Source organism: Variovorax sp. LjRoot290, assembly GCF_964253985.1.
Taxonomy (GTDB): domain Bacteria; phylum Pseudomonadota; class Gammaproteobacteria; order Burkholderiales; family Burkholderiaceae_C; genus Variovorax.
Genome location: NZ_CAXURW020000001.1, coordinates 1,733,588 through 1,746,271 on the forward strand (window position 1 = coordinate 1,733,588; position 12,684 = coordinate 1,746,271).

Consider the following 12,684-nt stretch of genomic DNA (forward strand, 5'->3'; position numbering starts at 1 on the left):
TTGCTAGCCATTCGGCGCCCATCGAATGGTGGATGCGCGCGCCGATTGTCGTGCGTAGGATTTCTCGATCGCCTTTGCCATCAGTGGCCGGTCGAAGAAGAGCACTGTGTGCTTATGTCCACCAAAGAAGAGTGAGGATGTCATGGTCAAGCCCAGCGCAACGGGGAATTCGTCTGCCCACGGGATCAAGATCGCCATCAAGTCCTTCGGGCCCACCAGCGAAGAACTGGCGTCGATCGGCGAGCGCTTGTCGCTCAATCCCGCGCTGCTCGACTACGTCGGGCATTCCAGGGCACGGCTCCTGTACGTCGAGGCGCTGGAGGAAGCCGATCCGGCCAAAGGCGGCAGGCCCAAACCGCCGAGCGCGTTCCGTGCCACCCTGTATGACGACAAACGTCATCGCACAATCTTGGCCGAAGGGCTGCTCAGCGCGCCGCGCAAACTGTCGCTGACCGAATCGGCCCTTCCCCCGCCGCCGTCGGATGCGGAATTCGCCGCTGCCGTCAAGATCGTGCGCCGTGATGCAGCCTTGGGTGCTGCTCTCGCTGGCGGCCAGTCAGAGCCATACCAGCCGATCCCGGCTCTTTCGCTGACCGAGTTGCCCGACGGAAGCATCGAACGCCGTATCGCCGTCGGCTTGCTCCCCCGGGGCCCCAACGCGGAGCACGAGATCGTCGCTGTCGATCTAGCGGCGCGCGCAGTGACTCGATTCGAGGGGCGTGCGCCTGGCAACGCGCGTCCTCACGGAGGCGGGTTGTGCGGCGTGCCGCATGATGCCAATCAGGCCACGGCCGCCAAGGGCACGGCCGGCCAAGTCTGGGTGACAGTGACTCAAGGCGGCCAGACCCTGTGGCGCTTCCTCGCCGTACGCCCGGCCGCGTCAAGTGGCACTAACGGCTCGGGCATCGAACTGCGCTTCGTCGACTACAAGGGCAAGCGCGTTCTGTACCGAGCCCATGTGCCGATCCTGAACGTCAAATACGACGCGGACGCCTGTGGTCCCTATCGCGACTGGCAATACCAGGAAGGAATGATCCAGGCACAAGGCATCGACGTGGCACCGGGCTTCCGTCTCTGTTCGGCGCCCGCCTCGACCATCATGGACACGGCCTCCGACACCGGGAATTTTCTCGGGGTCGGCATCTACGTGCGCGGCAACGAGGTGGTCCTCGTGAGTGAAATGGAAGCGGGCTGGTACCGCTACGTCAGTGAGTGGCGCCTTGGCACCAACGGCACCATTCGACCGCGCTTTGGTTTTGCCGCCGTCGAGAGCCAGTGCGTGTGCAACGTGCACCATCACCATGTCTACTGGCGCCTGGACTTCGATATTCGGACCGCGGGCAACAATCAAGTGCGAGAGTTCAATGATCCGCCCTTGGTCGGATCGAGCAAGTGGCACACCAAGTCATTCGAGATCCGCAGGGCGCGCGACTTTGCGCGCAAGCGCAAGTGGCGCGTGGAGAACACCGTCAGCCGGGAGGGCTACGACATCATCCCGAACGCGAGCGACGGGGTCGCCGGCGCCGAGCCAGATGCGCCCTTTGGTCGCGGAGACGTCTGGATACTGCGCTACCGGGGTAGCGAGATCGATGACGGTTCCGTCGCGATTGGCCCGCCGTACGAGGCCGACATCGATCGATGGGTCAATGGCGAGGCCATATCGAACCACGATGTCGTGGTCTGGTATGGCGCGCATTTCACGCATGACGTGAACCATGCCGGCCCGGCCCACCCTGATCACATCGTTGGGCCCGACCTGAAGCCAGTCAACTGGTAGTTGCGGCAGATACTCCTCTCAACGCACTAGTACAGTGACACGTAAATAACGGAACATGAATACACTCCGTCTATCCCCGTTGGGGTTACGAAGGAGTTCTCATGCGCCAGACCGAACTGCATTTGACCGAGAAGGATCGGTCGGTCATCGAGGAGATTCGAAGCAAGGGAATTCATCATTCGCGCGAAGTGAACCGGGCGCATGCGCTGTCGTGCCTGGATCGCGGGATTCCCGAGGCGCAGATCATGGACGTTCTGGGGATCGGACGCACCGCGCTGTGGCGCACCCGGTCGGCATACCTGCAAGGAGGCGTCGATCTCGCCGTGTTCGACGTTGCACGCTCGGGTCGGCCGCGACAGTACGACACCGATGCCGAGGCGCGAGTGACGGCACTGGCATGCTCGGCTCCGCCCGAGGGTCGCCAGCGCTGGACGATCGTCGAACTCGAACGTGCCGCGCGCCAGGAATTGGGCCTTGGCAACGTCAGTCGGGAAACCGTCCGGCGCATGCTCAAAAAAACGAGCTCAAGCCCTGGCGACGGCTGATGTGGTGCATCGGCACGCTCACCGAAGAGTACCGCTGCCGCATGTACAACCTGCTCAAGCTGTATGCCAAACCGATGCGCGGCGACGAGCCCGTAATTTGCATCGACGAGAAGAGTCTGCAACTCGTTGCTCATAGCCGCGAACCGTTGCCCATGGCGCCGGGCGAAGCGGCCAAGCTGGACTACGAGTACGTGCGCAAGGGCACGACCAATCTGTTCGTGGCGGTCGAGCCCAAGGCGGGACAGCGCGTCGTCTCGGTCACCGATCACCGGGGCAAGACGGACTTCGTCGGCTTCGTCCAGGCACTTCTCACCGACACTTATGCGACGGCGCGCCGCGTTCACCTCGTGCTGGACAACCTGAACATTCACTTCAGGAAATGCTTCGACGATGTGTTGGGAACGCGCGCGGCCAGCACGCTGCTGCGCCGGGTGTGCTTTCACTACACGCCCAAGCACGCAAGTTGGCTCAACATGGCAGAGATCGAGATCGGCATCCTCACGCGCCAATGCCTGAACCGCCGCCTCCCAAGTCAGCAACTTCTGCGACGCGAAGTCGATGCTTGGCAAACAGATCGAAACGCGCTGCGCCGAACCATCGAGTGGAAGTTCACTCGACAGGATGCAGATCACAAGCTCGGGCGTCATTACGTTTCGAAACTTGCGTGTTGATGTACTAGCTAGCCCTGCAGCGCGGCGATCAATGGGCAAGACACCCTGCCGCGGCTCGCGCAGCAGTCGTCCACCAACTTGGCCAGGACCGACTCGATGCGATGCAGGTCCGCCAGCTTGGCACGCACATCGGCGAGTTTTTGCTCCGCGAGTTGGCGCGCCTCGTCGCAATGCGCGCCATCGTCCAGGGTGAGCAAACCGGCGACCTCGTCGAGGCTGAAGCCCAGGCGCTGGGCAGACTTGACGAATCGGACCCGCGCCACATCGGCCTTGCCGTAGCGCCGGATGCTGCCGTATGGCTTCCCCGGTTCCGGCAGCAGTCCCTTGCGCTGGTAGAACCGAATAGTCTCCACATTGACGCCGGCCCTCTCAGCGAAGGCGCCGATCCTCAGGGTGTCAATCTCCTGTTCCATGCCGCTTGACTCCGTACTTGGGTACGGGAGTATTGTGAACTTATCGAACAGCCAAGGACCCGATCAATGGAATGGATCACGCGTGTGGCCGACAAGGCCGGTGCCTTGGGCAGCGTTGTCTCTGCAGCGTCGTGCCCGGCCTGCTTTCCGGCCCTGGCGGGCCTCGGCGCCGCCGCAGGCCTGGGCATCTTCAGCGCGTACGAGGGCCTGTTCCTCAACACCCTGCTCCCACTGTTCGCGGCCGTCGCGCTGGTCGCCAACGCCGTCGGCTGGTTCAGCCATCGTCAGTGGCATCGCAGCCTGCTGGGCATGATCGGCCCGGCGATCGTGCTCGCGGCCATGCTGCTGTTCTTCGGCCAGTGGTGGACCGCCAGGCTGCTGTACACGGGGCTGGCCTTCATGGTCGGCGTCTCGCTGTGGGATCTTTTGTCGCCCGCGAACAAGCACTGCAGCACAGATGGCTGCGGGACCGGGCAGGCGCGCCCATGACGGGAGGACAGAACTCGCGCAGCGCCTTGGTTCTCGACTCGGTGCTGACATGCCCGCACTGCGGCCACTCGAAACGCGAGGACATGCCCGTCGACGCCTGCCAGTTTTTCTATGAATGCGAGAGCTGCAAGACCCTGCTGCGACCGCAGCCCGGCGATTGCTGCGTGTTCTGCTCGTTCGGCTCGGTGAAGTGCCCGCCGGTCCAGGCGCGGAGGCAATGCTGCGGGGAGGGCCTGGGCGCCATCCCCGCAGATCGTGCCCAGATTACTTGACCGCCGCCACGACGTAGCCATTGGATGGAGGGGTTTGTGCCTCACAGCCACCGGCGAACCCTTTCCTTGTATGCGGCGTACTCTGGACCAAACAGCGAGGACAACGCGCGCTCCTCAGGCTTGATCTGGAATTCGTTGATGTAGAGCACGAACACGGGCACAAAGAGCAAGGTCCACACGTTTGACAAGTACACGGCCCACGCAAGCAGGTAGAGCAGAAGGCTGAGGTACATGGGATTGCGTGTGAAGCGAAAGGCAGCGTTGGTGACCAGAGACGATGTAGCCATAGGCTTGATTGGATTCATCGTGGTTCTTGCTCGCCAGAAGGAGACCATGCCCGAGACGCCGAAAACCAGGCCAACTGAAGCAAGAACAAGGGCAACCGATACGCGAGGGCCAGACGGCACTTCAAGCGGCGCGACCAGTGAGGACACGAGCCACATGAGGACGCCGAAAAGCAGCGCCACTGCAGGAGGCGGGACCTTCAGCTCAAGCGAGTTCATGGGGCTGCAACAACGCACGCTGCTCGTGCTCTTTACGCACTCCGTACGGGGTCCTGCCCCGCGGCTTGTACACCGACAGCACGGCGGGCACGAGCAACACCAGCAGGCCGACGGCGGCGATCAACTCCATCGCGAGATAGGCGGCGCGCGCCATTTGAGCGTTTTGACTGGTCACACCGGCAATGGCGAGCGCCAGGAAGCTGGCGATCGCGCCGAGCAAGCCGACCGAGGAGACGACATGTACGATGAGCGCGAACTTGCGGAGGCGGGGTGTCATGTCGTCACGTATATTGGGGTGATGCCGAAGCTGTGGAACGAGACGATCGAAGCGCACCGTCGCGACCCGCGCGGCCCTATTGGCGGCGCTGCCGTGCTCCCAGCACGCGGCGATATGCAGCGAGGTAGTTCGCCATCATCTGTGCCGCCGAGTACTGCAGAGCGTTCTCCAATCCCAAGGCGCGCATCTCCTCAAATCGCCCAGCCGCCTGCTCGATGGCCTGGGCCATGGCTTCGGGATTATGTGGATCCACGTAGCACACGCCAGGGCCTCCGATCTCATTCATCGGCGCCAGGTCGGACGTGAAGACCGGGCAGCCGCAGGCCTGCGCCTCGATCAACGGCCAGCCGAACCCTTCCTGCAGGGAAGGGAACAACAAGGCCGTGGCCCTGGCGTAGAGCGCGCGCAGTTCCTCATGGGAGACGTGTTGCAAGGTCCTTATCCGATCCGCAACGCCATGGTGGGATGCCAAGTCGATCAGGTCTGTCTCCAAACTCGGCCCCACGAAAACCAGGTGCTGCACGATAGGAGGGCCGCCGCATGCAGCAGCACGCTGCTGCAGCGCAATGAACGTCTCGACGACCGCCTTGCGATTCTTGCGCGGCAAGTCCGAGCCGACATGGATCAGGTACTTGTCGTTTGCGCACAACCCGAAACGCTCGATCAGTGCGTCGGCTTCCTCTGGCTGGACAAGATAGAAGCTGTCGTTGAGGCCGTTGAGCACCGTTGTCACCCTACGCTCATCCGCGAACTTCAAGCCCAGCAGCTCACGTCGCGTCATGTGCGAGACGCAGGCGATCAGGTCGGCCTTCGCAAGTCCCGACGCGATGAGCCGCTGGAACACGCGTCCGCTCCAACCGACGTTCCACCCTTGCACCATGCCTCTGGCGGCCTGCACGGCGATGACATCGTGGCAGGTGATGACCGTCGGGCTGCTTTTCACCCAGCGCACGTACATACTGTTGGAGTGATCGCAAATGTGAACGACGTCCGCCCAACGCGACTGCGTAGCAAGCGTAGGGATGAAAAGGACGAACTTGTCCAAGTAGCCAAGCCACTTCCACAAGAGGGACGTTTGTGGCACGCGCTGCAGCCACCGCTTAGGCGTGAGGATGCGCAGCTCGCAACCCTGGTTCGACAACTCACGCTCAAGGACTCGCATGAAAGCTCGCATGCTGGTCTGATTGTCAGGCACATAGTTGCCTATCAGCAGGATCTTCATGGGTTGGCGGCCCTCATCGATGCCACCGGACCGCGCAGTCGCTGCAGGCCTCGATGCATTCGGTGCATCTTTCATGTGGCATCTCGATCTCCTTGGGATGTGCCGAAACTCCGGCGAGCGGGGCGGCTGATTACGACTCGGCCGCGAAATACAGACCTGTGAAGGACGGAAATGAGCGTTCCGGGTAGCCCGGCAGGTACAGCGACCGCTCGTGGACTGCCCATCGATCCCGAAGGTGGTAGCCCAGTGCTTCGATGCTGCGTATCAATCGATCGCGGTTGAAAACATGCATGGGTGCAAAACAGCCTTCGCTGATGTTCTGCGTGGTGACGAAGTCATCGCCTTCGTAGAGCGGCAGCTTGTTGAGAAGGATGTGCATGGGCGCCTCAAGGCATCGCTTGAGCAGATCGCTCGGCCGCGCATCTTCCATGTAATGAAGAGCACCTGATGAGATCCAGATGTCAGCGCCGGCGCTGGTCAGGCCCTCTTCCAGATCGTCGGTGAAGCTCAGTGCCATCGCCCCGCGTTCTGCAGCCAGCCTGCGGCCGATGGCGACCATTGCCGGAACTTCGACGATGCGCCATGTCAGCGCCGATGGCATATCGATGTATGACCGATACGCGTGGTAGTGAACGCCGACCGAGCCGCCGATATCGAGCACGCTCGCGGCGCCGTGACGAAACGCTCGGTCAAGCCACCACATCATCGGATAGTCATAGGTAAATACCTGCCGGGTCCGGACCTCGACATACTCGGTGGCCAATGTGTCGTGATTGAATCCCGGATTCGGCGGCAGCCATTCGCGCGCGGCCGCAAAGCTCTCGAACACCCCAAAATAGAAGCCGAATCCTTCCTTGGCGAGGAATTGCTGCCGCCGCCACCGCAGCAACGCGGGTCGAGCGACCGGTCCTTCCAGTAGCTCGCGCATGATCTGCGCAGCACTCGCGTGTGTCATGGGAACCTCCTTTCCGGAAGTTGCGCCGTTGCGAGCGGCGCACTCTGAGGCCTAGCGCGCCGCTTCGAGCTTGGTGATGGTGAATTTGCCGTCGATCTTCTCGGCCTGGAAACGGATCTTGTCCCCGGCCTGGACCTTGTCCAGCATAGCGTCGTCCTTCACTTGGAAGACCATCGTCATGCCAGGCATGTCGAGACTCTTCAGAGGACCATGCTTGAGCGTGAGCTTCTTGCTTTCCTTGTCCACCTTGCGGACCTCGCCCTCGGCGAGGTCGCTGGCAGCGGACGATGGCGCAGCACCTGCAGTCGGTGCGGCGGTGCCACTGCCAGTCTGTGCGGAGGCCAAACCTGGGAGGGCGAGCGCAGTAATGGTGGCGGCGAGAGCGGTACGAATGTCGATCATGTGAGTTCCTTCGATGGAGTGGGGCGAGGGTGGCGCTACTTGCGAGCGGCCTTGGTTACGTTGACGGCGCCTTTCATTCCGGCGTCGTAGTGACCCGGCTGCAGGCACGCGAAGTCGACTTTCCCGGCCTTGGTGAACTGCCAGATGATCTCGCCCGCCTTGCCGGCGGCGAGCGTCACCATGTTCGGATCGGCGTGTTCCATCTCCGGATTCTTCTTCATGACTTCGTAGTGCTCCTTCAGCTCCTTCTCGGTGCCAAGCACCAGCTCGTGCTTGAGCTTGCCGGAGTTGGTGACCACGAAGCGCACGGTCTCTCCTTGCTTCACATCGATGCTGGCCGGGCTGAAGCGCATGCCGTCGGTCATGTCGACCTTGACCGTGCGGGTCGCCTTGGCGACGACGCCGGGCTTGCCGATGCGCTCTTCGGAGTGGTGGCCGCCGGCATGCGTGCCGGCGGCATGGACGCCTGTTGTAGCCAAAGCGCTCAACGCAGCCAAAGCGGTGTAGCGGAGGGTTTTCATGAAAGTCCTTTCAGAGGGTGGTTAAAGAAGAAATCAATGGCCCGAGTGACCGCTGGGCTTGCGGACCTGGACCTCGATGTTTTTGGCGGGCATGTTTTGCGCGGGCATGGCAGCTGAACCGGCGCCCTTGGCGCGCGGTGCCTCGGGCATCGTCGCGTTGAATTCGTACGCGACCTGGCCTTTGGGATGCTTGAACCAACCTGGGTTCGAGTAGTCGCCGGGCCTCTGTCCCCTGCGCACCTTGACGACGCTGAACATGCCGCCCATCTCGACGGAGCCGAACGGGCCTTCGCCGCTCATCATTCGCGCGGTGTTGTCGGGCAGCGGCATCTCCATCTCGCCCATGTCGGCCATGCCGCGCTCGCCCATCACCATGTAGTCCGGGACCAGCTTGGTGATCTTCTTGACCACGTCACGGTGGTCCACGCCGATCATGGTCGGCACGTCATGGCCCATCGCGTTCATCGTGTGGTGGCTCTTGTGGCAATGGAAGGCCCAATCGCCCTCTTCGTCCGCAAGGAACTCGATCTGGCGCATCTGGCCGACCGCCACATCGGTCGTCACTTCGTGCCAGCGGCTGCTCTTCGGTGTCGGGCCGCCATCGGTCCCCGTGACCACGAACTCGTGGCCGTGCAGATGCATCGGGTGGTTCGTCATCGTCAGGTTGCCGAAGCGGATGCGCACCTTGTCGTTCAGCCGCACGTTGAGCGAATCGATGCCCGGAAAAATGCGGCTGTTCCAGGACCACAGGTTGAAGTCCAGCATGGTCATGATCTTGGGCGTCGCGCTGCCGGGCTCGATGTCGTAGGCATTGAGCAAGAAGACGAAGTCGCGGTCGACCTCGTCGATCAGCGGGTGCCTGGCCTTGGGATGCGTGACCCAGAAGCCCATCATCCCCATCGCCATCTGCGTCATCTCGTCCGCATGCGGGTGGTACATGAAGGTGCCAGGGCGGCGCGCGACGAACTCGTAGACGAAGGTCTTGCCGGGCTGGATGGCCGGCTGCGTCAGGCCGGTCACACCATCCATGCCGTTGGGAATGCGCTGGCCGTGCCAGTGGATGCTGGTGTGCTCGGGCAGTTTGTTGGTGACGAAGATGCGCACGCGGTCGCCCTCGACCACTTCGATGGTGGGCCCCGGCGACTGGCCGTTGTAGCCCCACAGGTGGGCCTTGAAGCCGGGCGCCATCTCGCGCACCACGGGCTCGGCCACCAGGTGGAACTCCTTGACGCCGCTGTTCATGCGCCAGGGCAGCGTCCAGCCATTGAGCGTGACGACGGGGTTGTATGACCGCCCGGTGGATGGCGCCAGCGGCGGCATCGTGTCGGGTTTCGTCTGGAGCACGGGCTCGGGCAAGGCAGCCATCGCCACCTTGCCGACCGAAGCGGCGGCGATGGCGCCCGTGATGGCGCCTGCACCGCTGAGAAAGTTGCGTCTGTTTGTCATGTTGATCCGTAGAAGGAGCGCCGCTCAGTGAGCGGCAGCGGCCGCAGGCGGTGCGCCTGCGCTGGCCGTCGGTGCCGTCATGGCCGAGGGCTTGCCGATCACGGACGCCGCAAGCGCTGCGTCCGCCAGCCAGAACTGCTGCTGCGCGTTGATGGCGTTGTTCACGCTCGCGATCTGGTCGCGGGCCTCGGCCAGCAGCTCGAAGACGCCGATCAGCATCCCGTTGTAGCGAAGCACGTTCTCGTCGGCCATGGCCTGGCGCAGCGGCACGATCTCGTCGCGGTAGTGGCGCGCGATGTCGTAGGCCGTGCGATAGGCGGAATAGCCTTCGCGCAGCTGCGAGGTCGCGCCGCGCACGGTGGCGTCGTAGCGGTTGGCCGCAGCGAGCGCCTGGGCGTTCAGCGCGTTGCGCTGGGCGGATCCCCAGTCGAAGAGCGGCAGCCGGATGTCGAGCTCGAAACCGCGCCGCGTCCCTCGGGTGCCCGCCGCGTTGTCGAACACCGTGTCCCGCCGGATGCCGGCCTCCACGTCGATGAAGGTCGACAGCAGGTTGATGCCCTGCGACTTCCCGGCGACGTCGAGTTGCGCTCGGGCTTGCTGCACATCCAGGCGTTGCTCGCTGGCGGTCGCAGCCACGTCGCGTGCTTCGCGAGGTGCCTTGGGCAGATCCGGCAGGCGCTCAGGCAGCTTCAGCTTGGCCGCCTGGGCATCGTCCAGGCCAAGGGCGCGGACCAGCTCTTCACGCGCGGCCGTAGCCGCGTGTCGCGCCGATGCAAGCTGCGTCGTGGCGTCTGCATAGAACACCTGCTGGCGTGCGCGCTGCAGCTTGCTGAAATTGCCGACGAGCTGCATGCGCCGTGCGAGTTCGGCGCTGGCCTCGGCCGACTCCTTGACCTGCTCTGCATACTGCAGCGACTGCTGGGCCGCCACGGCACGCACCCAGGCTTGCCGCACCTGCGTGACCTGGTCCACCACCGTGCCGCTCAACTGCACTTGCGCTTGCGCGGCCTGGCTTCGGGAAATCGAAAGCCGCTGGGGCAGCAGGATGAGATCGACCAGTCCGAAAGACAGCAAGCGCCCGATCTCGAGCTCGTCGCCGAGGCGCATGCGCTCGAAGCTGAACACGGGGTTGGTCAGCCGGCTCGTCTGGTTGGCCGCAGCAATGTCGGCCCAGCTTTGCGCGATGAGCGCCTGGACTGCAGGACTGTTCGCAAGTGCCAGGCGGACTGCATCATCCTGAGAAAGCGGCTTGCCGAGCAACTCCTCGGAAAGCGCCGTGCGGGCCTCCCGCTGCTCCCTGGTTCGACTCAGTTCGAGTTTCCCCCCGGTGAACTGCGAGGCGGAGGAATTCGTCTCCTTCAGCGCATCGTCGATTCCAACGGAAGCACAGCCGGCGAGGAATGCAGCGGCGAGTGCGATCGAGGCAATCTGCAGCGTTCGCCTCACGGCTTTTCCTTCGGGGGTGCTGCCATCGGCGTGGACATCGAATGCCCGGCGTGCGGGTCATCGGTTTCGCCGGCACCCTCCTTGGCGTAGGCGCGCCAGCCTCCGCGTTGATAAACGGTCTCGTTGGCCTCCTTCCAGGGAATGGGCTTTTCTTCGGCGAAAGGCTTGTAGCCCTCCATGGCCGAGCGGAAAGAAAGCGGTGCCGCGGCTTCGGTGGCGGCCGCGGTGTTTGGCGCAGGGCTGGTCTGAGCGCCCGCTGCAAGAGCAGCCAGGGCGGGCAAGGCAGCCAGCCATCGGGCCGGCAAGAAAGTGAACATGGGATCCTCGCGATGTTCATGAACGGCATGTCGTCAGCGAGCCCGCGAAGGGCGTGACGACACGAGCGATGCATGCGCGTCCGCGCGCCGGCAGCCGAGCTGCCGGACGCTGGACGCGGTTACGCGCGAGGAGGTTTGTGAGGAACGCTGGGCGAGACAGTCGCCATCGCGTGAAAAGGCTCTGCAAGGTCGGCCTGCGGGAGACCGTGAAGAAGGGATGTCCCGAGCGTCGGCATCATCGCGACCGAATGACACGCCGCGCAGTTGCCACATTTGTGGAACGCATCGGACTGGTCGTCCTGCGCGCTCTGAGCGACGTGATGGTCCTCGCCATCGTCGCCGCTCACATTCACGTGATGATGCTCGACGCCTTGCGGCGAGGCATGGTCGCGCTGGCTGTGATCGTGCACCACGCCGGCACTCATCTGCGCCGGCTCAGATGCGCAAAACGCCATGGCCGCAGCCGCGTAGCCCTGAAAGGGCACTGCGAGCATCATGAGCCACAGCAGGATTGCGCGAAAGCTGACCATCGCTGAAATTGTAGTGGGCTTGTCAGGGGTTTGGCTATTCACCTAAGCCAGATACTGGCTACCGACCGCGTGCACGCGCGGGTTTGTTAGCAAGTTCCATGTGTGTGATGGTTGGCCTACCTTTCACGATTTCCGCCTGAAAGCGCACCTTGTCGCCGGGCTTTACCGCATCGAGCATCTTCTTGTTTCCGACGTCGAAAGCCATGGTCATCGCAGGCATCGCGAGATTGGGCAAATCCTCATGCTCCAAGACGATTTCACCGGATTCACGAAGGACGCGTTCGACAATGGCGTCCGTCAGCGGGAGCGAGGCAGTCTGACCGGGCTTGGCCGATTGCTTGGTCACTGACATCGCATTCGGGGATGTCTGCGTCTGGGCGCCGGCGGCCGTGAGCACCAGGCCGAGAGCCAGGAAAGAAGCGAATCTCATCCTGCGCCTCCAACGGTTGAACTGCCCGGGTAACTGGCAAAGACGCTATCCCGGCCTCGGCGATCAATGAGCAGCACCTTGTAGGGCTCGCGGCGGTTGCCGTACTCCATGCCAGGCGAACCAACGGGCATGCCAGGTACAGCGAGGCCGACGGCTTGCGGCTTCGTCGCCATCAGGCGCTTGATATCGGCCGCGGGCACATGACCTTCCAGGACATAGCCCTCCAGCGTCGCGGTATGGCAACCTGCCAAGCGCTCCGGCATTCCGAAGCGCCTGCGGATGCTGGACATGTCCGGAGTTTCCGTCACCCGCACGGAAAAACCGGCGGCCTTCAAATGGTCGACCCAAGCGCTGCAGCAACCGCACTCCGGGTTCTTGTAGACCTGGATCGGAGCAGCTGCAAGGGACTGGCCTGGCTGCAGGAAGGGGGTCGCTCCGATTGTGAAGAGGAATGAACGTCTTTTCATG

Annotated in this window: 18 protein-coding genes; 6 read left to right on the plus strand and 12 right to left on the minus strand. The window is 63.2% G+C overall.

The features are described from left to right. The first annotated feature begins 142 nt into the window (after positions 1-142). The 3 genes from ACSQ9A_RS08805 (at position 143) to ACSQ9A_RS08815 (ending at position 2,993) form a co-directional block, all read left to right on the plus strand. Positions 143-1,777: a hypothetical protein gene (locus ACSQ9A_RS08805; protein WP_436303372.1), complete on the plus strand. Its 1,635-nt coding sequence runs from the start codon at positions 143-145 to the stop codon at positions 1,775-1,777. A 101-nt stretch (positions 1,778-1,878) separates the two neighbouring features. Then, positions 1,879-2,322, plus strand: a complete 444-nt coding sequence (locus tag ACSQ9A_RS08810; RefSeq protein WP_436303373.1) for a helix-turn-helix domain-containing protein — start codon at positions 1,879-1,881, stop codon at positions 2,320-2,322. Further along, complete coding sequence (locus ACSQ9A_RS08815) at positions 2,322-2,993, plus strand: IS630 family transposase (protein ID WP_436303374.1); 672 nt, start codon at positions 2,322-2,324, stop codon at positions 2,991-2,993. Before ACSQ9A_RS08810 ends, ACSQ9A_RS08815 begins: the two co-directional genes overlap by 1 nt. 8 nt (positions 2,994-3,001) lie before the next feature. On the opposite strand, the gene merR is transcribed toward ACSQ9A_RS08815, so the two are convergent. Further along, positions 3,002-3,406 (minus strand): Hg(II)-responsive transcriptional regulator, encoded by a 405-nt coding sequence (gene merR / locus ACSQ9A_RS08820; protein WP_436303375.1) that lies wholly within the window; start codon positions 3,404-3,406, stop codon positions 3,002-3,004. 66 nt (positions 3,407-3,472) lie between these two features. Between merR and merC the strand changes: the two genes are divergently transcribed. Beyond that, complete coding sequence (gene merC, locus ACSQ9A_RS08825) at positions 3,473-3,895, plus strand: organomercurial transporter MerC (RefSeq protein WP_093102129.1); 423 nt, start codon at positions 3,473-3,475, stop codon at positions 3,893-3,895. Further along, complete coding sequence (locus ACSQ9A_RS08830; protein ID WP_436303376.1) at positions 3,892-4,167, plus strand: GDCCVxC domain-containing (seleno)protein; 276 nt, start codon at positions 3,892-3,894, stop codon at positions 4,165-4,167. The genes merC and ACSQ9A_RS08830 overlap by 4 nt, the downstream gene beginning before the upstream one ends. 41 nt (positions 4,168-4,208) lie before the next feature. Here the strand turns inward: ACSQ9A_RS08830 and ACSQ9A_RS08835 are convergent, their stop codons facing one another. The 9 genes from ACSQ9A_RS08835 to ACSQ9A_RS08875 all read right to left on the minus strand — a co-directional run bounded on the left by ACSQ9A_RS08835 (position 4,209) and on the right by ACSQ9A_RS08875 (position 11,220). Then, positions 4,209-4,670 (minus strand): methyltransferase family protein, encoded by a 462-nt coding sequence (locus ACSQ9A_RS08835; protein ID WP_436303377.1) that lies wholly within the window; start codon positions 4,668-4,670, stop codon positions 4,209-4,211. Continuing rightward, entirely contained in the window at positions 4,657-4,947 is a 291-nt protein-coding gene (locus tag ACSQ9A_RS08840; RefSeq protein WP_436303378.1) for a hypothetical protein, read from the minus strand. Before ACSQ9A_RS08840 ends, ACSQ9A_RS08835 begins: the two co-directional genes overlap by 14 nt. A gap of 76 nt (positions 4,948-5,023) precedes the next feature. Further along, complete coding sequence (locus ACSQ9A_RS08845) at positions 5,024-6,169, minus strand: glycosyltransferase family 4 protein (protein WP_170855460.1); 1,146 nt, start codon at positions 6,167-6,169, stop codon at positions 5,024-5,026. A 130-nt stretch (positions 6,170-6,299) separates the two neighbouring features. Beyond that, positions 6,300-7,124, minus strand: a complete 825-nt coding sequence (locus ACSQ9A_RS08850; RefSeq protein ID WP_093102137.1) for a methyltransferase, TIGR04325 family — start codon at positions 7,122-7,124, stop codon at positions 6,300-6,302. Between the two features lie 51 nt (positions 7,125-7,175). Then, positions 7,176-7,526 (minus strand): copper-binding protein, encoded by a 351-nt coding sequence (locus ACSQ9A_RS08855; RefSeq protein ID WP_436303379.1) that lies wholly within the window; start codon positions 7,524-7,526, stop codon positions 7,176-7,178. 35 nt (positions 7,527-7,561) lie between these two features. After that, the gene (locus ACSQ9A_RS08860; RefSeq protein WP_436303380.1) at positions 7,562-8,047 is read right to left on the minus strand and encodes a cupredoxin domain-containing protein; all 486 of its coding nucleotides are present in this window, start codon (positions 8,045-8,047) and stop codon (positions 7,562-7,564) included. A 33-nt stretch (positions 8,048-8,080) separates the two neighbouring features. Then, positions 8,081-9,493 carry a multicopper oxidase family protein gene (locus ACSQ9A_RS08865; protein ID WP_093102142.1) on the minus strand — a complete coding sequence of 471 codons (1,413 nt, stop codon included), beginning with the start codon at positions 9,491-9,493 and terminating at the stop codon, positions 8,081-8,083. 24 nt (positions 9,494-9,517) lie between these two features. Further along, on the minus strand, positions 9,518-10,939 hold the full coding sequence (locus ACSQ9A_RS08870) for a TolC family protein (protein WP_436303381.1): 1,422 nt from the start codon (positions 10,937-10,939) through the stop codon (positions 9,518-9,520). After that, the gene (locus ACSQ9A_RS08875; RefSeq protein ID WP_436303382.1) at positions 10,936-11,220 is read right to left on the minus strand and encodes a hypothetical protein; all 285 of its coding nucleotides are present in this window, start codon (positions 11,218-11,220) and stop codon (positions 10,936-10,938) included. Before ACSQ9A_RS08875 ends, ACSQ9A_RS08870 begins: the two co-directional genes overlap by 4 nt. Positions 11,221-11,504: 284 nt before the next feature. Between ACSQ9A_RS08875 and ACSQ9A_RS08880 the strand changes: the two genes are divergently transcribed. After that, complete coding sequence (locus tag ACSQ9A_RS08880) at positions 11,505-11,792, plus strand: hypothetical protein (protein ID WP_436303383.1); 288 nt, start codon at positions 11,505-11,507, stop codon at positions 11,790-11,792. Between the two features lie 52 nt (positions 11,793-11,844). Here ACSQ9A_RS08880 and ACSQ9A_RS08885 read toward each other — a convergent pair whose 3' ends face one another. Both ACSQ9A_RS08885 and ACSQ9A_RS08890 read right to left on the minus strand, forming a co-directional pair. Beyond that, a complete protein-coding gene (locus tag ACSQ9A_RS08885; protein WP_436303384.1) occupies positions 11,845-12,216 on the minus strand; it encodes a copper-binding protein in 372 nt (123 codons plus the stop codon). Next, a complete protein-coding gene (locus tag ACSQ9A_RS08890) occupies positions 12,213-12,683 on the minus strand; it encodes a DUF411 domain-containing protein (protein ID WP_436303385.1) in 471 nt (156 codons plus the stop codon). The genes ACSQ9A_RS08885 and ACSQ9A_RS08890 overlap by 4 nt, the downstream gene beginning before the upstream one ends. Position 12,684: the final 1 nt, after the last annotated feature.